The following is a 19,442-nucleotide window of genomic DNA, read 5'->3' on the forward strand; positions in this document are numbered from 1 at the left end:
GCTCCTCGTACACAGTCCTGCTCCGTCGTACCCCACCCTATCCAGCCGGAGACACCGCGAAGGGCCCCGTCCGCGACACGGACGGGGCCCTTCTGCGTGGTGTGGCGACGCCGGGATCAGTGGTGGCCGTGGCCGCTCGTGATCTCCTTGAACTCCTCGACGGTCGGCTTCGGGATCTGGCTGTCCTCGCCGTAGTAGGCGTTGGAGAGCTTCACCCGCAGCTTCTGGGAGGTGCCCACCTTGCGCTCGACGCCGTTCTCGTCGGTCGTCGGACCGATCTCGGCCGGCCGGTACTGCTCGTGCGCGGTGAGCGTGTGCAGCTGCTCCTGGCTGAGCGGCTCGTGCACCTCGATGAACTCACCGTGCGGCAGCCGCTTGATGATGCCGGTCTCGCGGCCGTGCAGCACCTTGTCGCGGTCGCGGCGCTGGAGGCCGAGGCAGATCCGCCTGGTGGCGATGAACGTGAGCACCGGCCCGGCGAAGAACGCGATCCGGACGAACCAGGTGACCGCGTTGATCGACAGGTGGAAGTGCGTGGCGATGATGTCGTTGCCGCCACCGATCAGCATGATCACGTAGCCGGCGACCCACGCGGCACCGAAGGCGGTGCGGGTCGGGGCGTTGCGCGGCCGGTCCAGGATGTGGTGCTCGCGCTTGTCGCCGGTGATCCAGGACTCGATGAACGGGTACAGCGCGATCACCGCGAGGAACAGCCCGAACAGGACCAGCGGGACGAACACGCCCAGGACCAGCGTGTGGCCCCAGAAGTTGATCTCCCAGCCCGGCATGGCGCGGACGAGACCCTCGGCGAAGCCCATGTACCAGTCGGGCTGGGCGCCCGTGGAGACCTGGTCGGGACGGTAGGGGCCCATCGCCCAGATCGGGTTGATGGACACCATGCCGGCGATGAGGGCGATGAAGCCGAACACCAGGAAGAAGAACCCGCCGGCCTTGGCCATGTAGACCGGCAGCAGCGGCATGCCGACGACGTTCGTGTTGTTCCGGCCGGGGCCCGCGAACTGCGTGTGCTTGTGGTAGAAGACCAGGATCAGGTGCGCCACCACCAGGCCGAGCATGATGCCCGGAAGCAGCAGGATGTGGATCGAGTAGAACCGGGCCACGAAGTCGTGGCCGGGGAACTCGCCACCGAACAGGAACATCGAGATGTAGGTGCCGACGATCGGCACGGACAGGATCGCGCCCTGGGTGAAGCGGACACCGGTGCCCGAGAGCAGGTCGTCCGGCAGGGAGTAACCGGTGAAGCCGGTGAACATGCCGAGGACGAACAGCAGGAAGCCGAACAGCCAGTTGATCTCACGCGGCTTGCGGAACGCGCCGGTGAAGAACACGCGCATCATGTGCACGAACATGCCGGCGAGGAAGACGACCGCCGCCCAGTGGTGGATCTGCCGCATGAGCAGACCACCGCGCACGTCGAACGAGATGTGCATGGTCGAGTTGAACGCCTCGGACATCAGCTGTCCCTGGAGCGGGATGTAGCTGCCGTGGTATTCGACCTCGTTCATCGACGGGTGGAAGAACAGTGTCAGATAGACACCCGTCAGGATGATGATGAGGAAGCTGTACAAGCAGATCTCGCCGAGCATGAAGGACCAGTGGTCCGGGAAGATCTTGCGCATGTTGGCCTTGGCCAGGGAGTAGATCCCGAGCCTGCCGTCGGCCCAGTCGGCGATGCGCTCGCCGGCCGGTGCCTTCCCGCGAGAGCGGGACTCTTCGTTCGGTGCAGTACTCATCCGCGCTCCCAGAAAGCAGGACCGACGGGCTCCTCGAAGTCGCCGAGCGCCTGGAGGTAACCCTCACTGTCCACACCGATGCGCAGCTGCGGCAGGGGGTGGCCGGCGGGGCCGAAGATGACCCGGGCGCCGTCGGAGAGGTCGAAGGTGGACTGGTGGCACGGGCACAGCACGTGGTGCGTCTGCTGCTCGTACAGCGAGATCGGGCAGCCCACGTGGGTGCAGATCTTCGAGAACGCGACGATGCCCTCGTGCGACCAGTCGAGTTCGCGCTTGTCCTTGATGTTGCCCGGCTGGAGCCGGACGATCATCAGGGCCGCCTTGGCGATCTCGTCCTGGAAGTCCTCGGCGCGCTCCTCCAGGCCGTCGGGCTTGGCGAAGGTGAGCGAGCCGACGGCGATGTCCTCGGGACGCAGCGGCTGGTTCGTGTTCATGTTGACCAGGCGCTTGTTCTTCGCCCACAGGGTGTGGCGGAGCTTGGTCCCGGGGGCCGGGCCCAGACCGCCGAGCAGCATCACGCCGGAGAGCGGCACCAGGGCCAGCGCGCCGAACATGGTGTTGCGGATCAGCTTGCGGCGGCCGAGAGCCGACTCCTTGGCACCCAGGCGGAAGTCGTCGTGGACCTTCGCGCGGACCTCGGGTGAGGCCTCGATCGGGTGACGGTCGTCGGCGACCTCCACGTCGGACATCAGGGTGCGGGCCCAGTGGACCGCGCCCGCGCCGATGGTGAACAGGGCGATGCCGAGGGTCAGACCCAGCGTGAAGTTCATCGCGCTGATGTGCCCGAGCGGGAAGACGAAGATCGACTTGTCGTTCGGGATCGCCAGGTAGGCGGCGATGAAGCCGATCGTCGCCAGCATCGACACCGTGAACAGCAGGGCGACCATGCGCTCGGACCGCTTGGCGGCCCGCTCGTCGACGTCCTGGATCCGGTGCTCGTGCGGCGGCAGTCCGGGGTTCGCGAACGGGTTCTCGTGGTCCGCGACGTCCACCGCGCCGTGCGCGTGGTCCCGCCCGGCGGGCAGGTTCTCTTCTGGAATGTCTTGGCTACTCATGACTTCTTGGCCTTTGCGGTCCGGGCGGCGACCCACACGGCGACGACGATCAGTCCGCCGAGACCGAAGATCCAGCCGAAGAGACCCTCGCTGACCGGCCCGACGCCGCCCAGCTCCAGACCACCCGGGTTCTCCGTCTCATCGCCGTTGACCGCGTTCAGGTACGCGATGATGTCCTTCTTGTTCTTCTCCGACATCGTGGTGTCGGGGAAGGACGGCATGTTCTGCGGGCCGGTCTGCATGGCCTCGTAGATGTGCTTGGGAGCGACACCCTCCAGGCTGGGCGCGTACTTGCCCTTGGTGAGGGCACCGCCCTTGCCGGTGAAGTTGTGGCACTGCGCGCAGTTGGTCCGGAACAGTTCGCCGCCCTTGGCGATGTCCGCGCCGGCCGGGCCGTACTGGTCCTTGGTCGGCACGCTCGGGCCGGCGCCCAGCGACGCCACGTACGCGGCGAGCTGGTCGATCTCGGTCTGCGTGTAGGAGACCTTCTTGCGCGGGAGCTGGGCCATCTCGGAGGTGGAGGCCGGCATACGGCCGGTGCCCACCTGGAAGTCGACCGCGGCCGCACCCACGCCGACCAGGCTGGGGCCGTCGGAGGAGCCCTGGCCACCGGTGCCGTGGCAGCTGGCGCAGCCGACCTCGTAGAGCTTCTTGCCCTCCTTGATGGTGAGGGACTGGGAGGTGTCGTCGGCCTGCGCCTTGCCCGCGGGCGCGAACGCGGCGTACAGCCCCCCAGTGGCCGCCAGCGCGAGGAGTAGGACGACGACCGCCGCCAGCGGATGGCGTCGTCGTGCGGAGAGCTTTTTCACGGATTACCCCGGTGTCAGGATCTTCTGCGTCGGTGCTTCTGGATTGCGGGAGCGGTCCCCGCTACTTGATCAGGTAGATCGTGGCGAAGAGGCCGATCCAGACGACATCGACGAAGTGCCAGTAGTAGGACACGACGATGGCGGCGGTCGCCTGCTCGTGCGTGAACCTCTTGGCCGCGTAGGTGCGGCCGAGGACCAGCAGGAAGGCGATGAGACCGCCCGTCACGTGCAGGCCGTGGAAGCCGGTGGTCAGGTAGAACACCGAGCCGTACGGGTCCGAGGACAGCGAGATGCCGTCCTTCTTCACCAGCTCCGTGTACTCGTAGATCTGACCGCCGATGAAGATCGCACCCATGATGAAGGTGAGAGTGAACCAGCCACGGAGCTTCTTCACGTCGCCGCGTTCGGCAGCGAAGACACCGAGCTGGCAGGTGAGGGAGGAGAGCACCAGGATCGTGGTGTTCGTCGCGGAGAAGGGCACGTTGAGCGCGTGCGCCATCTCCTTCCAGTGGGCCGGTCCGGTCACCGACCGGAGGGTGAAGTACATCGCGAAGAGGGCCGCGAAGAACATCAGCTCGGAACTCAGCCAGATGATGGTTCCGACGCTGGTGAGGTTCGGTCGGTTGACCGACGGGTGCGCGTGCCCGGTTTCTACTGTCGTTGCTGTCGCCACGACCGACATTATGTCGGTCGCTTATCCCGCCCTCACTCCGGGGGGTGCCGTTCGGAGTGTTGCCCCCCGTCGAACCGGTGCTGACGTGGTGTTCATGGGAGTAACATCCGCCCGAACGGCCCTGTCCGTCCTGTCCGTACGACGCTGACGTCCCGGAGGAACAATGCAGCCGACCGCCACGGTGCTGGTCTACAGCGACGACTCCAACACCCGCGAGCAAGTACGGCTGGCCGCCGGGCGCAGGCCGGCCCCGGACGTCCCCCTGGTGGAGTTCGTGGAGTGCGCGACTCCCGAGGCGGTGCTGCGCGAGCTGGACAAGGGCGGCATCGACGTCTGCGTGCTCGACGGCGAGGCCGTGCCGATGGGGGGCATGGGGATGTGCCGGCAGATCAAGGACGAGGTGTTCGACTGCCCGCCGGTCCTCCTGCTGATGGGCCGCCCCCAGGACGCCTGGCTGGCCACCTGGAGCCGCGCCGACGCCGCCGTGACGCTGCCGGTGGACCCGGCCGAGTTCGCCTCCTCGCTGGCCTCCCTCCTGCGCCGCAGGAGGCTGCTGAGCGCCTAGGGTCCCGGGGTGCGGGGGCGTGCCCGGGGGCGGCCCTGTGGGCGCTCCCGGCGCCCACGCGGGCGGCCCGCACGCCGGTACGGCCCCGTGCCCCCGGGAAGCGCTCACACGGCCGTCGGCTGGAGGCGCAGCGCGTCTCCCGGTGCCGGGCCGTCCGGTGTGCCGTTGAAGAGGGCGCTGCCCTGGCGCCACTTCGCCCAGTCGACGTTCCAGTCGCCGAAGCCGTTGCCGAAGGGCTCCATCGCGTCGCCGTCGGAGTTGACGACCCGCACGATGTCGCCCTCGCGGACGGTGTCGAAGAACCACTCGGCGTTGGACGTGTTCATGCCGGTGCAGCCGTGGCTGACGTTGGCGTACCCCTGGGAGCCCACGGACCAGGGGGCGGCGTGGACGTACTCCCCGGACCAGGTCACCCGGGTGGCGTAGTAGACGGGCAGGTCGTAGGAGTCGGAGCTGCCCTCGGCGATGCCGACCGTGGTGCTGCGCATGCGTACGAAGTACTGCTTGCCGAGTACCACCTTGACGCCGTTGCGGGTCTCGTAGCCGGGCTTGCCGGTGGTGACGGGGATCTGGTTGATCTCGGCACCGTTCTTGTAGACCGTCATCTGGTGCGACGAGGCGTCCGTGACGGCCTCGACCCGGTCACCGGTGGTGATCTTCAGCGGCTTGGCGGCGCCGCCCCACAGCCGGTCGTTGATCCGGACGCCGTCCAGGTTGCTGTGCACCCGGACGGTGGCGTGGGTGGGCCAGTACTCCTTGGGGCGGTAGTGGAGTTCCTTGGCGTCCACCCAGTACCAGGCGCCCTGCACGGCCGGCGTGGACTCCACCCGCAGGGCGCGTTCCACGACGGCGCGCTGCGCCTTGTCCTTGATCTCGTGGTCGAGCTGGGCCGTGATGGGCTGCCCGACTCCGTAGGTGCCCGCCTGCGGCCCGAACGTGACGTTCAGACGCTTCTTGCTGGTGGGCTTGCTGGTGTCGAACGTGAGGACCCTGCGGCCGGGCGCCCCGTCCTCGTCCTCGGTGCTCACCCTGACCGTGTAGTGGGCGTTGGCGGCCAGGGGGGAGGTGCTGTGCCAGCGGCTGCCGTCGGCGGCGAGTTCGCCCGCGACGTAGCGCCCTGTGGAGTCCTGGGCGGTGACGTCGGTGATACGCCCCTCGTCACCGTTGGCGGTGACCTCCAGGGGCTTGTCCGGATCGGCCCGCTTCTCTGCACCGGTGGGGCCGTTGAAGGAGATCAGGCCCGCTGCGTCGTACGGCTTGGCCGACAGGGGGTTGCCGTCCGAACCGCAGGCGGTGACGCCCGCGCCGAGGGCGGTCACCAGCAGGGTGCAGCTGACGACGGTGCGGGTCCGCGGAATGTGGTTCATACGATCACGCTATGAGCTGGAGACCATACCGGCACGGCGGGTAATCCGTACGAGCGAACGACACAGCAGCAAAGGACGGACACGCCCCGCCGCACATGCGCGGACGACGGGAGCCCGGACCCTCCTGGCGGAGGGTCCGGGCTCCCGGTGCGCTCGGCGCGTGCTACTGGGTGCGGTTCTCACCGTGGTAGTACTCGAACACCCAGCCGAACAGACCGATCATGATGATCGGGGCGGCGAAGTAGAGCAGCCACCAGCCGACCGCGACACCGAGGAAGGCGAACGCGCCGCCGACACCCAGCATGAGCGGCTGCCAGCTGTGCGGGCTGAAGAAGCCCAGCTCGCCGGCGTCGTCCGCGACGTCCGCTTCCTTGTCGTCCTGGGCGCCCGCGTCGACCCGCCGGGCCGTGAAGCCCAGGTAGAAGCCGATCATGACGGTCAGGCCGAAGGCCAGGAAGAGCGCGGTGGTACCGGCCGGCTCCTTCGACCACACGCCGTACACGCTGGCCATGATCAGGATGAAGACGCTCAGCCAGATGAACAACCAGCCCTGGATCTTCACTTGCCGGCCTCCTTGCTGCCCGTGACAGCGCTGGTGCCGTGGCCGGCGTGCTCAAGCTGCTCGAGGGCGGCGATCTCGGGGTGGTGCAGGTCGAACGCCGGGGATTCGCTGCGGATCCGCGGCAGGGTGAGGAAGTTGTGCCGCGGGGGCGGGCAGGAGGTCGCCCACTCCAGCGAGCGGCCGTAGCCCCACGGGTCGTCCACGCCGACCGGCTTGCCGTACTTGGCCGTCTTCCACACGTTGTAGAGGAACGGCAGGATCGACAGGCCCAGCAGGAACGAACTGATCGTCGAGACCGTGTTCAGGGCGGTGAAGCCGTCGGCCGCCAGGTAGTCGGCGTAACGACGGGGCATGCCCTCCGCGCCCAGCCAGTGCTGGACCAGGAAGGTGCCGTGGAAGCCGATGAACAGCGTCCAGAAGGTGATCTTGCCGAGGCGCTCGTCCAGCATCTTGCCGGTCCACTTCGGCCACCAGAAGTGGAAGCCGGAGAACATGGCGAAGACGACCGTTCCGAAGACCACGTAGTGGAAGTGCGCCACCACGAAGTAGCTGTCGGAGACGTGGAAGTCCATCGGCGGCGAGGCCAGGATGACACCGGTCAGACCACCGAACGTGAAGGTGATCAGGAAGCCGGTGGCCCAGAGCATCGGTGTCTCGAAGGACAGCGAGCCCTTCCACATCGTGCCGATCCAGTTGAAGAACTTCACACCGGTCGGGACGGCGATCAGGAAGGTCATGAAGGAGAAGAACGGCAGCAGCACACCGCCGGTGACGTACATGTGGTGGGCCCACACGGTCACGGACAGGCCGGCGATCGCGATGGTCGCGGCGATCAGCCCCATGTAGCCGAACATCGGCTTGCGGCTGAACACCGGGATCACTTCGGAGATGATCCCGAAGAACGGCAGCGCGATGATGTACACCTCCGGATGGCCGAAGAACCAGAAGAGGTGTTGCCACAGCAGCGCTCCGCCGTTGGCGGCGTCGAAGACGTGGGCGCCGAACTTGCGGTCCGCCTCCAGGGCGAACAGGGCGGCGGCCAGCACCGGGAAGGCCAGCAGGACCAGGACACCGGTCAGCAGCACGTTCCACACGAAGATCGGCATGCGGAACATGGTCATGCCCGGGGCGCGCATGCAGATGATCGTGGTGATGAAGTTGACCGAGCCGAGGATGGTGCCGAAGCCGGAGAAGGCCAGACCCATGATCCACATGTCGGCGCCGAGGCCCGGCGAACGGATCGCGTTCGACAGCGGGGAGTAGGCGAACCAGCCGAAGTCGGCCGCACCCTGCGGGGTGAGGAAGCCGGCGACCGCGACGAGCGAGCCGAACAGGTACAGCCAGTAGGCGAACATGTTCAGCCGCGGGAACGCCACGTCGGGCGCGCCGATCTGGAGCGGCATGATCCAGTTCGCGAAACCGGCGAACAGCGGGGTGGCGAACATCAGCAGCATCACGGTGCCGTGCATGGTGAACGCCTGGTTGAACTGCTCGTTCGACATGAACTGCAGGCCCGGCCGGGCCAGCTCGGCGCGCATCAGCAGCGCCATCACGCCACCGATCAGGAAGAACACGAACGACGTCGCCAGATACAGCGTGCCGATCGTCTTGTGATCGGTGGTCGTGAGCCACTTGACGACCACTTCACCGCGGCGCTGGCGCCGGACCGGCAGCTCGTCCTCATAGTGGGACCCTGCTGCCGCGGCACCCTGGGGTTCGTTGAGGATGCTCACAGGATGTTGAACTCCCGGTTCTTCTCGTGGGTCGTCTGCTCGATGCCCGCGGGAATGTAACCGGTCTGCCCCTTCTTGACGAGGTCCTTGAGGTGCTGCTCGTAGCGCTCCGGGGAGACGACCTTCACGTTGAACAGCATGCGGGAGTGGTCGACGCCGCACAGCTCGGCGCACTTGCCCCGGAAGGTGCCCTCCTTGTTGGGAGTCACCTGGAAGGCGTTGGGGTGGCCCGGAATGACGTCCTGCTTCATGAGGAACGGCAGCACCCAGAACGAGTGGATGACGTCACGCGAGGTCAGGACGAAGCGGACCGTCTTGCCCTTGGGCAGCCACAGCGTGGGACCGGGGTTGCCGTTCTGCGGGTTCCGCGTACCGGGCACACCGGCGTCGTAGACACCGCCGGCGTGCGCCGGGAAGGACTTCTTGTACCGGTCCGGGACACTGGCCAGGTTGGCGTCGGTCCGCGCGTCACCGGTGGAACCGGGGACGTCCGCGATGTAGTTGAAGCCCCAGCTCCACTGGTAGCCGACCACGTTGACCGTGACGTCGGGCTTCTTCGACAGGTCGAGGAGCTTGGACTCGTCCCGGGCCGTGAAGTAGAAGAGCACCGAGATGATGATGATCGGGACCACTGTGTAGAGGGCCTCGATCGGCATGTTGTACCGCGTCTGCGGAGGTACTTCGATCTTCGTGCGGCTGCGCCGGTGGAAGAAAGCACTCCACAGGATCAGGCCCCACACCAGCACGCCGACGGCGAGCGCGGCAGCCCAGGAGCCCTGCCACAGGGAGAGGATCCGCGGAGCCTCTTCCGTGGTCGGGGTGGGCATGCCAAGGCGGGGGAAGTCCTTGTATGTGCAACCGGTTGCGGTCGCCAGGACCAGGCCCGCGGTCAGTGCCTGCAGCAGCTTCCGCCGCATCGGGCGCCGCGGCGAGCGGTCGGAGCCGTTGGGACTCACGTAGCGCCTTCCCGAGAGTCTCGCCCGCGCGGTCGGCTGCGGCCTTCTCGCTGGTCGGTCGCCGCCCTGCGTCGGGCAGGGGTTTGGATGTTTATGCGGACCAAACCCTAGCCGACGCCCTTCGGGGGTTCGCGGGGAGGGGGGCATACGCGCCGCCTGTCACTCCGACGAGGTGGAGCCCGGCGCCTGTTAGCTCGGGGTTGTCGCGGTTTGGGGCACCGGCGCGGACACGTCGTGGCTGCTCGCGCCGCACGGCGGCCCCTTGTTCGGGCACGTCCGCACGCCCCTGCGGCAGGCCGTGCCGGACCACGTTCTACCGTGGCTGTGTGTCCTACTTCGACGCCGCCTCCGCCGCCCCGCTCCATCCCGTGGCCCGCCAGGCCCTGTTGGCCTCGCTCGACGAAGGCTGGGCCGACCCCGCCCGGCTCCACCGGGAGGGACGCAGGGCGCGGATGCTGCTGGACGCCGCCCGGGAGGCGGCTGCCGAGGCCGTGGGATGCCGGGCGGACGAGGTCGTGTTCACCGCGTCCGGAACCCGGGCCGTGCACAGCGGGACGGCGGGGGCGCTGGCCGGCCGGCGCCGGGCCGGACGCCACCTGATCGTGTCCGCGGTCGAACACTCCTGCGTACTCCATTCGGCGGACGTGTTCGAGGCGGACGGGGGCACGGTCACCCGGGTGGCCGTCGGCCGGACGGGAGCCGTCGACCCGTCGGCCTTCGCCGCCGCCCTCCGCCCCGACACCGCGCTGGCCTGCCTCCAGTCGGCCAACCACGAGGTGGGCACCGTACAGCCGGTGGCCGAGGTGGCCGAGGCGTGCCGGGCGGCCGGGGTGCCGCTGCTGGTGGACGCGGCCCAGTCGCTGGGCTGGGGGCCGGTCGCGGGCGACTGGTCGCTGCTGGCGGCCAGCGCGCACAAGTGGGGCGGGCCGCCGGGGGCCGGGCTGCTCGTCGTACGCAAGGGCGTGCGGTTCGCCGCCCAGGGGCCGGTGGACGAGCGGGAGTCGGGCCGGGCGCCCGGCTTCGAGAACCTCCCGGCGATCGTGGCGGCCGTGGCCTCGCTGCGCGCGGTACGGGCCGAGGCGGCCGAGGAGGCGGTACGGCTGCGGGAGCTGACGGAGCGGATCCGGGCGCGGGTGCCGGAGCTGGTGCCGGACGTGGAGGTGGTCGGCGACGCCGAGCACCGGCTCCCCGGGATCGTGACCTTCTCCTGCCTCTACGTCGACGGTGAGGCGCTGCTGCACGAACTGGACCGGGCGGGCTTCTCGGTCTCCTCCGGTTCCTCCTGCACGAGCAGCACACTGACGCCCAGCCATGTGCTGAAGGCGATGGGGGTGCTGAGCGAGGGCAACGTCCGGGTGTCCCTGGCGCCGGGCACGGCCGAGGCGGACGTGGAGCGCTTCCTCCAGGTGCTGCCGGGGGCCGTGGCCGGGGTGCGGGAGAAGCTGGGGGCACCGGCCGCGGCGCCGGCGGCGGCCGTCCGGACGGCGGAGCTTCTCGTCGACGCGCTCGGCAGACGGTGCCCGATCCCGGTCATCGAGCTGGCCAGGGTGATCGGGGACGTGCCGGTGGGCGGCACCGTGCGGGTGCTGTCGGACGACGAGGCGGCCCGGCTGGACATCCCGGCCTGGTGCGAGATGCGCGGGCAGGAGTACGCCGGTGAGGAGCCGGCGGAGCGGGGCACGGCCTACGTGGTCCGCCGGACGAGCTGAGGGGGCCGGTCCGGGGGTGCGGCTCCGGGATGCGCGGGGGGCCGCCGGAGCGGTCCCCCACGCACCCCGGGCGGGAACGGGTCTCAGCGCAGGTGGCCCCGCACCTCTTCGGCGGCCGACTCCCCGTACGCCTTGGTGAAGCGCTCCATGAAGGACTCCCGGCGCAGCCGGTACTCCTGCGTACCGACCGTCTCGATGACGAGCGTGGCCAGCATGCATCCCACCTGCGCCGCCCGCTCCAGGGAGACCCCCCAGGCCAGTCCGGAGAGGAAACCCGCGCGGAAGGCGTCGCCGACACCCGTGGGGTCGGCCTTGCGCTCCTCCTCCGGGCAGCCGACCTCGATCGGGTCCTCGCCGGCCCGCTCGATGCGCACGCCCCGCGAGCCGAGCGTGGTGACGCGGTGGCCGACCTTGGCCAGGATCTCGTCGCCGGTCCAGCCGGTCTTGGACTCGATGAGTCCCTTCTCGTACTCGTTGGAGAACAGGTAGGTGGCGCCCTCCAGCAGGATCCGGATCTCCTCGCCCGCCATGCGGGCGATCTGCTGGGAGAAGTCGGCGGCGAACGGGATGCCCCGGGTACGGCACTCCTCGGTGTGGCGGAGCATCCCCTCGGGGTCGTCGGCGCCGATGAGGACCAGGTCCAGGCCGTTGACGCGGTCCGCGACGGTCTTCAGTTCGATGAGGCGCGCCTCGCTCATGGCGCCGGTGTAGAAGGAGCCGATCTGGTTGTGGTCGGCGTCCGTGGTGCACACGAAGCGGGCGGTGTGCAGGGTCTCGGAGATGCGGACGGACTCGGTGTCCACGCCGTGCCGGTCGAGCCAGGCGCGGTACTCGTCGAAGTCGAAGCCGGCGGCTCCGACCAGGATGGGCCTGGTGCCGAGCTGGCCCATGCCGAAGGCGATGTTGGCGCCGACGCCGCCCCGGCGTACGTCGAGGTTGTCGACAAGGAAGGAGAGCGAAACCGTGTGCAGCTGGTCCGCGACGAACTGGTCGGCGAAGCGGCCGGGGAAGGTCATGAGGTGGTCAGTGGCGATGGAGCCGGTGACTGCGATGCGCACGACGCGAATCTCCTGCGGGAGGCTGAGTTGACAGTTCACGCTACCCGTTCGGGGGCCACCGCTGTAGTTGACGAAACTACCCGATAGTAGATCTTTCTTCGCGGCTCATGACGTGGTTACGGTGCGGTCATGACGAACCCGAAGGTCACCCCCTCCGCCCCGGCCGGCACCGACGGCGACCTGGCCGCACTCCGCGGCGACTGCGCCCGGATGGCCCCGCACTGGGCGGCCCCCGAGCACGCCGAGCCCCGGCCCGTGCCGCCGTCCCGCATCCACGGCGTGTCGGTGCCCGCGCGGTCCGTCCGGCTGCTGGACTCGATGTCGGACTACGGCGACTGACCGGCGGGACACGCTCCGGGGAACCGTGCGCCGTCCTCCCGCGTCCCATCGGCGTCCCCCGCGCCGGGGACTCGGGACACGACCCAGCGAGGAGCGATGCGGTGAACACCGAGCGGCCTGAGAACGCCGGGAACGCGGAGGTTCCCCGGGCATCCGGGGAACGGCCGGCGAAGCCCTCCGGGGCGTCCGCACCCGACGACAGCGACTCCCGGACCCCTGCGGAGGTACCGGACGTCTCCCCGGGGTCCGAGACCTCCAGGACCCCCGAGGCGGGGCGGCGGCGGCCGGCCGCCGTCGTGGTGTCCGTCGCCGCCGCGGCCGTGCTGCTGGCCGGGGGCGGTGGCGCGTACCTCGCCGCGAGCGACGGCGGCGGCCGTACGGGCGGTCCGGCCGCGTCCGGCGGGGGCGCCGCTCCCCCGCCGCTCGCCCTGGACGGCTGGGCCACCGACGGCAGGGGCGGTATCGCGCCCGGCGAGCCGGACCCGTACGGCGTCCGGTACGTGGCGCGGGGTGAGCTGCCGGACGGGCCCGGTTCCGCGCCGGTGTACGGGGCGGGGGCCGAGGTCGGCCGGGACCGGGTGGCCCGGCTGGCGAAGGCGTTCGGCCTCACGGGCGGCCCGGTGGCCGAGGGGCGGATCTGGCGGGTCGGCGGGCAGGACGGTTCCGGGCCGGTCCTGGAGGTGAGCCGGGACGCACCCGGCAGCTGGACCTTCACCCGGTACGCGCCCGGCACCGACGACTGCCGGAAGGTGACCGTCTGCACGCACGACCCGGCCGCCCCGGCCGGCGACCCGGTGAGCGCGGCCGTCGCCGAGAAGGCGGCGGCGCCGGTCCTGGAGGCGGCGGGGCTGGACGACGCGAAGACCGACGCGAGCGAGATCATGGGCGACCAGCGGGTGGTCGACGCCGACCCCGTCGTGGGCGGCCTGCCCACGTACGGCTGGGCGACCGGGCTGACCGTCGGCCGGCGGGGCGAGCTGGTCGGCGGGCACGGGCTGCTGGCCACGCCGGTGAAGGGCGACACGTACCCCGTGCTGGGCGCGCGAAGGACGCTGGACCTGATGAACGGGCCGGTGAAGGACGGCCACCGGATGGGGATCGGCGGGTGTGCCACCCCCGTTCCGCTGAAGGACCGGCTGGAGCAGCCGTGCGGTACGGACACCAGGGCGCCCGCGCCCGGGAAGGCCCGGGACACGGTGACCGTGGAGAAGGCGGTGTTCGGGCTGGCCGCCCAGTCCGTCGGCGGCCGGCGGACGCTGGTGCCGTCCTGGCTGTTCCAGGTGCGGGGGTCCACGGCGGGTGGCGCGTTCACGGTGACGTACCCGGCGGTCGACCCGGCGTATCTGGCGTCGGCGTCCCCCTCCCCGGCGTCCGTCGCGCCCTCGGCGCCACGGACGTCCGGTGCGCCCGGGAAGAGCCGGAGCGTGCGGGTCAGCGCCTACACGGCCGACGGGCGGACGCTGAACCTGAGCTTCTCCGGCGGGGTGTGCGCCGACTACCGGACGTCGGCGCGGGAGAGCGGCGGCCGGGTGACGGTGAAGGTCACCGAGACGCCGTGGCCGGACCGGGTGTGCGTGCTGATCGCCCGGGAGTACGTGAAGACGGTACGGCTGGGCGCCCCGCTGGACGGGCGGACGGTGGTCGGCACCGACGGCAGGAAGATCGCGAGGGCCGAGGCGGGCTCGCTGCGGCCGGACGCGTCGGCGCGGCCGCGCTGACCCGTCGCGCACGCACGAAGGCGGCGGCCCCCTGGCAGGGGGCCGCCGCCTTCGTCACACCGCCGGCACTCGCGCCGCCGGACGGGTCACGGCATCAGCTGAAGGAGTCGCCGCAGGCGCAGGAGCCGGTCGCGTTCGGGTTGTCGATCGTGAAGCCCTGCTTCTCGATGGTGTCCACGAAGTCGACGGTCGCGCCGCCCAGGTACGGAGCGCTCATGCGGTCGGTGACGACCTTGACCCCGTCGAAGTCCTTCTCCACGTCGCCGTCGAGCGAGCGCTCGTCGAAGAAGAGCTGGTAGCGCAGGCCGGAGCAGCCGCCGGGCTGGACGGCGACGCGCAGCGCGAGGTCGTCACGGCCTTCCTGATCGAGCAGGGCCTTCACCTTGGCCGCGGCGGCGTCGGTCAGGATGATGCCGTCGGTGACGGTGGTGGTCTCGTCCGATACGGACATCTACATCTCTCCCGGGTTGTACGGAGACTGCTTGCCGACGAGTGCAACCGGCGCTTCCGCGGATTCATTCCGGGCCGGGCAGTCAGGTGGTCGCGTTTCTTGTTCCTTCCTCATGCTCGCACATGCCCATGAAAGCGGACACGGTGCGGTTGAGCGATCTCGGCGGGCGGCGAAGGGGCGGGGAGGCCGTCGAGGGGATTCACGTCACATGGACGCTATGGCCGTCGTCAAAGTGACGTGAACCGGCTATGATAGATAGCGTCAGTTAGACGAAAAGCAGAAAGGGTCGCGTGTCGTGACCACCGCCCAGACCCCGGAACTCGACGTGCAGCCGACTCCGCTCGCCCTGCTGCTGCTCGGCCGTGAGGCCGACCCGAGGAGCGAGCGGGGCGTCGAGTGCCCCGGTGACCTGCCGTCGCCGTCCGACCCCGACCTGGTCGAGCGTGCCCGCGCGGCCAAGGAGAAGCTCGGGGACAAGGTCTTCGTGCTCGGCCACCACTACCAGCGCGACGAGGTCATCCAGTTCGCCGACGTCACGGGCGACTCCTTCAAGCTGGCCCGGGACGCCGCCGCGCGCCCGGAGGCCGAGTACATCGTCTTCTGCGGTGTGCACTTCATGGCCGAGTCGGCGGACATCCTGACCTCCGACGAACAGAAGGTCGTCCTTCCCGACCTCGCCGCCGGCTGCTCCATGGCCGACATGGCGACGGCCGAGCAGGTCGCGGAGTGCTGGGACGTGCTGACCGAGGCCGGGGTGGCCGACCAGGTGGTCCCCGTCTCGTACATGAACTCCTCCGCCGACATCAAGGCGTTCACGGGCAGGCACGGCGGCACCATCTGCACGTCGTCCAACGCCAAGCGCGCCCTCGACTGGGCGTTCGAGCAGGGCGAGAAGGTCCTCTTCCTGCCCGACCAGCACCTGGGCCGCAACACCGCCGTCCGTGACATGGGGATGTCCCTGGACGACTGCGTCCTCTACAACCCGCACAAGCCGAACGGCGGCCTCACGGCGGACGAGCTGCGCGCCGCGAAGATGATCCTGTGGCGCGGTCACTGCTCGGTCCACGGCCGGTTCAGCCTGGACTCGGTGAACGACGTCCGCGCGCGCATCCCGGGCGTGAACGTCCTGGTCCACCCCGAGTGCCGGCACGAGGTCGTCGCCGCGGCGGACCACGTCGGCTCGACCGAGTACATCATCAAGGCGCTCGAGGCGGCCCCGGCCGGCTCCAAGTGGGCCATCGGCACCGAGCTGAACCTGGTGCGCCGCCTGGCGAACCGTTTCGCTCCCGAGGGCAAGGAGATCGTCTTCCTCGACAGGACGGTCTGCTTCTGCTCGACCATGAACCGCATCGACCTGCCCCACCTGGTCTGGACCCTGGAGTCCCTGGCCGAGGGCAATCTGGTCAACCGGATCGAGGTCGACAAGGAGACGGAGGCGTTCGCCAAGCTGGCGCTGGAGCGGATGCTGGCGCTGCCGTAGCCGGCGCTGTCGCGGGCACGCGCGAAAGGGCCGGACCTCGCTGAGAGGCCCGGCCCTTTCTCATGCCGTCACACGCCGGCCGTCATACTCCGGCCGTCACACGCCGGCCGGCTCCGGCGTCCGCTCCGCCTTCGTCCGCCGCTTCGCCGCCCGCTTCTCCGCCCGGCGCTCCTTGCGCAGTTCCAGCATCGCGTAGAGCGTCGGGACGAGGAGCAGGGTCAGCAGGGTGGAGGTGATCAGACCGCCGATGACGACGACCGCCAGCGGCTGGGCGATGAAGCCGCCCTCACCCGTGACGCCCAGGGCCATGGGCAGCAGGGCGAAGACGGTGGCCAGGGCCGTCATCAGGATCGGGCGGAGGCGGTGCCGGCCGCCCTCGACCACGGCTTCCACCACGCCGTGACCCTGGGCGCGGTACTGGTTGATCAGGTCGATCAGCACGATCGCGTTGGTCACCACGATGCCGATCAGCATCAGCATGCCGATCATCGCCGGCACGCCCATCGGGGTGCCGGTCGCGACCAGCAGGCCGATCGCGCCCGTCGCCGCGAAGGGGATGGAGACCAGCAGGATCAGCGGCTGGACGAGCGAGCGGAACGTCGCGACCAGGAGCATGAAGACGATCGCGATGGCCGCCAGCATGGCCAGGCCCAGGTTCTTGAACGCGTCGTCCTGGTCGGAGGTGACACCGCCGATCTCGGCCGTGGCGCCCGCGGGCAGCTTCAGGGCCTTGATCTCCGACCGGAGCCTGCTGCTGACCGCGCCGGTGTTGTCACCCATCGGCCTGGCCGTGACGGTGGCCGCGCGCCGGCCGTCGATCCGGGTCATGGACACCGGGCTGTCGACCAACTTCACCGTGGCGATGTCGCCCAGCTTCACCGGGCCGAGGCGCAGCGCCTTCAGCCGGGCCAGGGTCGTGGCGGGCTCTGCCGACCGTACGACGACGTCGCGCTCGGTGTCGTCGAGCACCGCCTTCGTGGCCGTCGTACCGCGCACGGCCTGCGCGACCGCGGCGCCCAGCTTCTGGTCGTCGAATCCGGCCGCGGCGGCCTTCGCGTTCGCCCTGACCGAGATCCGGGGCACGCTCTGCGCGAGGTCGCTGGTGACGTCGGTGACGTGGTCGAGGCCGGCGACCGCGGAGCGGACCTGCTCGGCCGCCGTGCGCAGCGCCCGTGGGTCGGAGGCCTTCACGACGACGCTCAGGTCCTGGTTGCCGAAGCCGCCGCCGGCCGACACGGTGGTGGTGCCGATGCCGTGGAGCCTCTCCAGCCCGTCCGTCACGTGCTGGCGGACGTCGTCGTAGGACGCCGAGTCCTTCAGCATCACCTGGTAGGTGGCCTGGTTGGTGTCGGTGCCGCCGCCGAAGGCGGCCATGAAGCCGGAGGAGCCGACGGTGACCTGGTAGTCCTTCACGCCATCGGTGGCGGCGAGCAGCTTCTCCACCCGCCGGGCCTGGGCGTCCGTGGCGGCCAGGCTGGTGCCGGGCTTCGTCTTCTGCCGGAGGGTGAGGACCTCCTGGTCGCCCTGGTCGAAGAAGTTCGTCTTGAGCAGGCCGGACATGCCGAACGTGACGGCCAGGACGGCGACGGCGATGAGCACGCTGGTGAGGCGGCGGCGGGTCGCGAAGCGCAGGACGGGGACGTACGCGCGCTGCAGGCGGCTGTTCGCCTCCTTCTCCTCGGCCGCGCGGCGGGCCTCGGCCGCGTCCCTGGGCGTGCCCTTGGGGGCGCGCAGGAACCAGTACGACAGCACGGGCACGACCGTCAGCGACACCAGCAGCGACGCCAGCAGCGCGGCCGTGACCGTGATGCTGAACGAGCCGAACAGGGCGCCCACCATGCCGCCGACCAGACCGATCGGCAGGAACACGGCGACCGTGGTGAGGGTGGAGGAGGTGACCGCGCCGGCCACCTCTCGCACCGCGGTGAGAATGGCCTGCTTCCGCTCCTCGCCGTAGCCGAGGTGGCGCCTGATGTTCTCCAGGACCACGATCGAGTCGTCGACGACCCGGCCGATGGCGATGGTCAGAGCGCCGAGCGTGAGCATGTTCAGCGACAGGCCGCGCGTCCACAGCACGATCAGGGCGAGGACGACGGACAGCGGAATGGACACCGCGGTGACCAGCGTGGAGCGCACCGACGCCAGGAAGAGCAGGATGATCACGACCGCGAAGAGCAGGCCGAGCGCGCCCTCCGTGGTCAGGCCCTCGATGGCCTTGGACACCGCCGGGCCCTGGTCGCTGACGACCGTGAGCCTGGCGCCCGAGCCGAGGTCCGCGCGCAGGCCGGGCAGCTTGTCCGCGACCGCGTCGGAGATGGCGACCGCGCTGCCGTCGTGGTCCATCGTCACGTTGACGGCGAGGCTCGGCCGGCCGTCGGTGCGGGTCAGGGAGTCGGCCGGGGCGGGCTGTTCCCGGACGGTGGCCACGGCACCGAGGCGTACGGGCCTCCGCGCGCCCTCCCCGGTGACCGTCAGGTCCCTGATCTGCTTCAGCGAGGTGAGGCCGCCGCCGACCTGGACGGTGCGGTTGGCGCCGTCCTCGTCGAAGGAGCCGGCCGGGACGGTCGCCCCGCCCGCCCTGAGGGCCTCGCCGAGGGCCGCCGCGGTGAGGCCGGCCCGCGCGAGCTTCGCGTCGTCGGGGGTGACGGTGACCTGGAGGTCGCGGACGCCCATGACCTGGACGCGGCCGACGCCGTCGATGCCCTTCAGCGCCGGTACGACCGTCGTGTCGAGCTGGTCGGCGAGGGCCTGCTGGTCCTTGTTCGAGGTGACGGCGAGGACGACGGTCGGCATGTCGTCCGTGGAGCCGGAGACGACCTGCGGGTCGACGTCGTCGGGGAGCCGGTTGCGGGCCCGGTTCACGGCCTGCTGGACGTCGGAGACGATCCGCTTGGTGTCGTTGCCGTAGTCGAACGACGCCATGATCACGGCGTTGCCCTCACTGGCGGTGGAGGTGACACCGGTGACGCCCTCGACGGCCTGGAGGTTGTCTTCGATCGGCTCGACGACCTGCTTCTCCACGACGTCGGGCGAGGCGCCCTGGTAGGGGGCGAGCACTGACACCATGGGCAGTTCGATGGTGGGCAGCAGCTGCTGTTTGATCTGGGGTATCGCGATCAGCCCGAAGGCGAGCGCGACGAGCGACACGAGCCCGACGAGGGCCCGTTGCGCCAGGCTGAATCTGGACAGCCAGGACATGGGTGAGGGTCTCTC

16 protein-coding genes are annotated in these 19,442 nt (G+C 70.0%); 5 read left to right on the forward strand and 11 right to left on the reverse strand.

Annotation, left to right across the window (positions count from 1 at the left end):
- Positions 1–116 precede the first annotated feature (116 nt).
- The 4 genes from ACF1BE_RS00995 to ACF1BE_RS01010 all read right to left on the reverse strand — a co-directional run bounded on the left by ACF1BE_RS00995 (position 117) and on the right by ACF1BE_RS01010 (position 4,300).
- Entirely contained in the window at positions 117–1,754 is a 1,638-nt protein-coding gene (locus ACF1BE_RS00995; RefSeq protein ID WP_392196850.1) for a cytochrome bc complex cytochrome b subunit, read from the reverse strand.
- Complete coding sequence (locus ACF1BE_RS01000) at positions 1,751–2,809, reverse strand: Rieske 2Fe-2S domain-containing protein (protein ID WP_392196851.1); 1,059 nt, start codon at positions 2,807–2,809, stop codon at positions 1,751–1,753. Before ACF1BE_RS01000 ends, ACF1BE_RS00995 begins: the two co-directional genes overlap by 4 nt.
- On the reverse strand, positions 2,806–3,618 hold the full coding sequence (locus ACF1BE_RS01005) for a c-type cytochrome (RefSeq protein WP_392196852.1): 813 nt from the start codon (positions 3,616–3,618) through the stop codon (positions 2,806–2,808). The genes ACF1BE_RS01000 and ACF1BE_RS01005 overlap by 4 nt, the downstream gene beginning before the upstream one ends.
- A 61-nt stretch (positions 3,619–3,679) precedes the next feature.
- Positions 3,680–4,300: a heme-copper oxidase subunit III gene (locus ACF1BE_RS01010; protein ID WP_121789187.1), complete on the reverse strand. Its 621-nt coding sequence runs from the start codon at positions 4,298–4,300 to the stop codon at positions 3,680–3,682.
- A 154-nt stretch (positions 4,301–4,454) separates the two neighbouring features.
- On the opposite strand from ACF1BE_RS01010, the gene ACF1BE_RS01015 reads away from it, so the two are divergent.
- Entirely contained in the window at positions 4,455–4,856 is a 402-nt protein-coding gene (locus ACF1BE_RS01015) for a hypothetical protein (RefSeq protein ID WP_392196853.1), read from the forward strand.
- A 104-nt stretch (positions 4,857–4,960) separates the two neighbouring features.
- Here ACF1BE_RS01015 and ACF1BE_RS01020 read toward each other — a convergent pair whose 3' ends face one another.
- From ACF1BE_RS01020 to coxB, 4 genes are all read right to left on the reverse strand, one after another.
- Positions 4,961–6,223, reverse strand: a complete 1,263-nt coding sequence (locus ACF1BE_RS01020) for an Ig-like domain-containing protein (RefSeq protein ID WP_392196854.1) — start codon at positions 6,221–6,223, stop codon at positions 4,961–4,963.
- A gap of 163 nt (positions 6,224–6,386) precedes the next feature.
- Positions 6,387–6,785, reverse strand: coding sequence for a cytochrome c oxidase subunit 4 (locus tag ACF1BE_RS01025; protein WP_392196855.1), 399 nt, complete (start codon positions 6,783–6,785; stop codon positions 6,387–6,389).
- The gene (ctaD, locus tag ACF1BE_RS01030) at positions 6,782–8,518 is read right to left on the reverse strand and encodes a cytochrome c oxidase subunit I (RefSeq protein WP_392196856.1); all 1,737 of its coding nucleotides are present in this window, start codon (positions 8,516–8,518) and stop codon (positions 6,782–6,784) included. Before ctaD ends, ACF1BE_RS01025 begins: the two co-directional genes overlap by 4 nt.
- Entirely contained in the window at positions 8,515–9,474 is a 960-nt protein-coding gene (gene coxB / locus ACF1BE_RS01035; protein ID WP_392196857.1) for a cytochrome c oxidase subunit II, read from the reverse strand. Before coxB ends, ctaD begins: the two co-directional genes overlap by 4 nt.
- Before the next feature lie 326 nt (positions 9,475–9,800).
- Between coxB and ACF1BE_RS01040 the strand changes: the two genes are divergently transcribed.
- Positions 9,801–11,183 carry a cysteine desulfurase/sulfurtransferase TusA family protein gene (locus ACF1BE_RS01040; protein WP_392196858.1) on the forward strand — a complete coding sequence of 461 codons (1,383 nt, stop codon included), beginning with the start codon at positions 9,801–9,803 and terminating at the stop codon, positions 11,181–11,183.
- Between the two features lie 83 nt (positions 11,184–11,266).
- Here the strand turns inward: ACF1BE_RS01040 and ACF1BE_RS01045 are convergent, their stop codons facing one another.
- On the reverse strand, positions 11,267–12,241 hold the full coding sequence (locus ACF1BE_RS01045) for a carbohydrate kinase family protein (RefSeq protein WP_392196859.1): 975 nt from the start codon (positions 12,239–12,241) through the stop codon (positions 11,267–11,269).
- A gap of 129 nt (positions 12,242–12,370) precedes the next feature.
- Here ACF1BE_RS01045 and ACF1BE_RS01050 point away from each other — a divergent pair, with 129 nt between their 5' ends.
- Positions 12,371–12,580, forward strand: a complete 210-nt coding sequence (locus ACF1BE_RS01050; protein WP_392196860.1) for a hypothetical protein — start codon at positions 12,371–12,373, stop codon at positions 12,578–12,580.
- Between the two features lie 101 nt (positions 12,581–12,681).
- Positions 12,682–14,298: a hypothetical protein gene (locus ACF1BE_RS01055; protein ID WP_392196861.1), complete on the forward strand. Its 1,617-nt coding sequence runs from the start codon at positions 12,682–12,684 to the stop codon at positions 14,296–14,298.
- A gap of 94 nt (positions 14,299–14,392) precedes the next feature.
- On the opposite strand, the gene erpA is transcribed toward ACF1BE_RS01055, so the two are convergent.
- Entirely contained in the window at positions 14,393–14,749 is a 357-nt protein-coding gene (gene erpA / locus ACF1BE_RS01060) for an iron-sulfur cluster insertion protein ErpA (RefSeq protein WP_121789178.1), read from the reverse strand.
- A gap of 295 nt (positions 14,750–15,044) precedes the next feature.
- On the opposite strand from erpA, the gene nadA reads away from it, so the two are divergent.
- Positions 15,045–16,229 (forward strand): quinolinate synthase NadA, encoded by a 1,185-nt coding sequence (nadA, locus tag ACF1BE_RS01065; RefSeq protein ID WP_392196862.1) that lies wholly within the window; start codon positions 15,045–15,047, stop codon positions 16,227–16,229.
- 96 nt (positions 16,230–16,325) lie between these two features.
- On the opposite strand, the gene ACF1BE_RS01070 is transcribed toward nadA, so the two are convergent.
- Positions 16,326–19,427: an efflux RND transporter permease subunit gene (locus tag ACF1BE_RS01070; RefSeq protein WP_392196863.1), complete on the reverse strand. Its 3,102-nt coding sequence runs from the start codon at positions 19,425–19,427 to the stop codon at positions 16,326–16,328.
- Positions 19,428–19,442 lie beyond the last annotated feature (15 nt).

Source organism: Streptomyces sp. NPDC014991 (assembly GCF_043080665.1).
Classification (GTDB): Bacteria; Actinomycetota; Actinomycetes; order Streptomycetales; family Streptomycetaceae; genus Streptomyces.

Bases quoted from the DNA above. Each gene is read 5' to 3' on its own strand.
- ACF1BE_RS00995 (WP_392196850.1), bottom strand. From the start codon at position 1,754: ATGAGTACTGCACCGAACGAAGAGTCCCGCTCTCGCGGGAAGGCACCG.
- ACF1BE_RS01000 (WP_392196851.1), bottom strand. From the start codon at position 2,809: ATGAGTAGCCAAGACATTCCAGAAGAGAACCTGCCCGCCGGGCGGGAC.
- ACF1BE_RS01010 (WP_121789187.1), bottom strand. From the start codon at position 4,300: ATGTCGGTCGTGGCGACAGCAACGACAGTAGAAACCGGGCACGCGCAC.
- ACF1BE_RS01015 (WP_392196853.1), top strand. From the start codon at position 4,455: ATGCAGCCGACCGCCACGGTGCTGGTCTACAGCGACGACTCCAACACC.
- ACF1BE_RS01020 (WP_392196854.1), bottom strand. From the start codon at position 6,223: ATGAACCACATTCCGCGGACCCGCACCGTCGTCAGCTGCACCCTGCTG.
- ACF1BE_RS01050 (WP_392196860.1), top strand. From the start codon at position 12,371: ATGACGAACCCGAAGGTCACCCCCTCCGCCCCGGCCGGCACCGACGGC.
- erpA (WP_121789178.1), bottom strand. From the start codon at position 14,749: ATGTCCGTATCGGACGAGACCACCACCGTCACCGACGGCATCATCCTG.
- ACF1BE_RS01070 (WP_392196863.1), bottom strand. From the start codon at position 19,427: ATGTCCTGGCTGTCCAGATTCAGCCTGGCGCAACGGGCCCTCGTCGGG.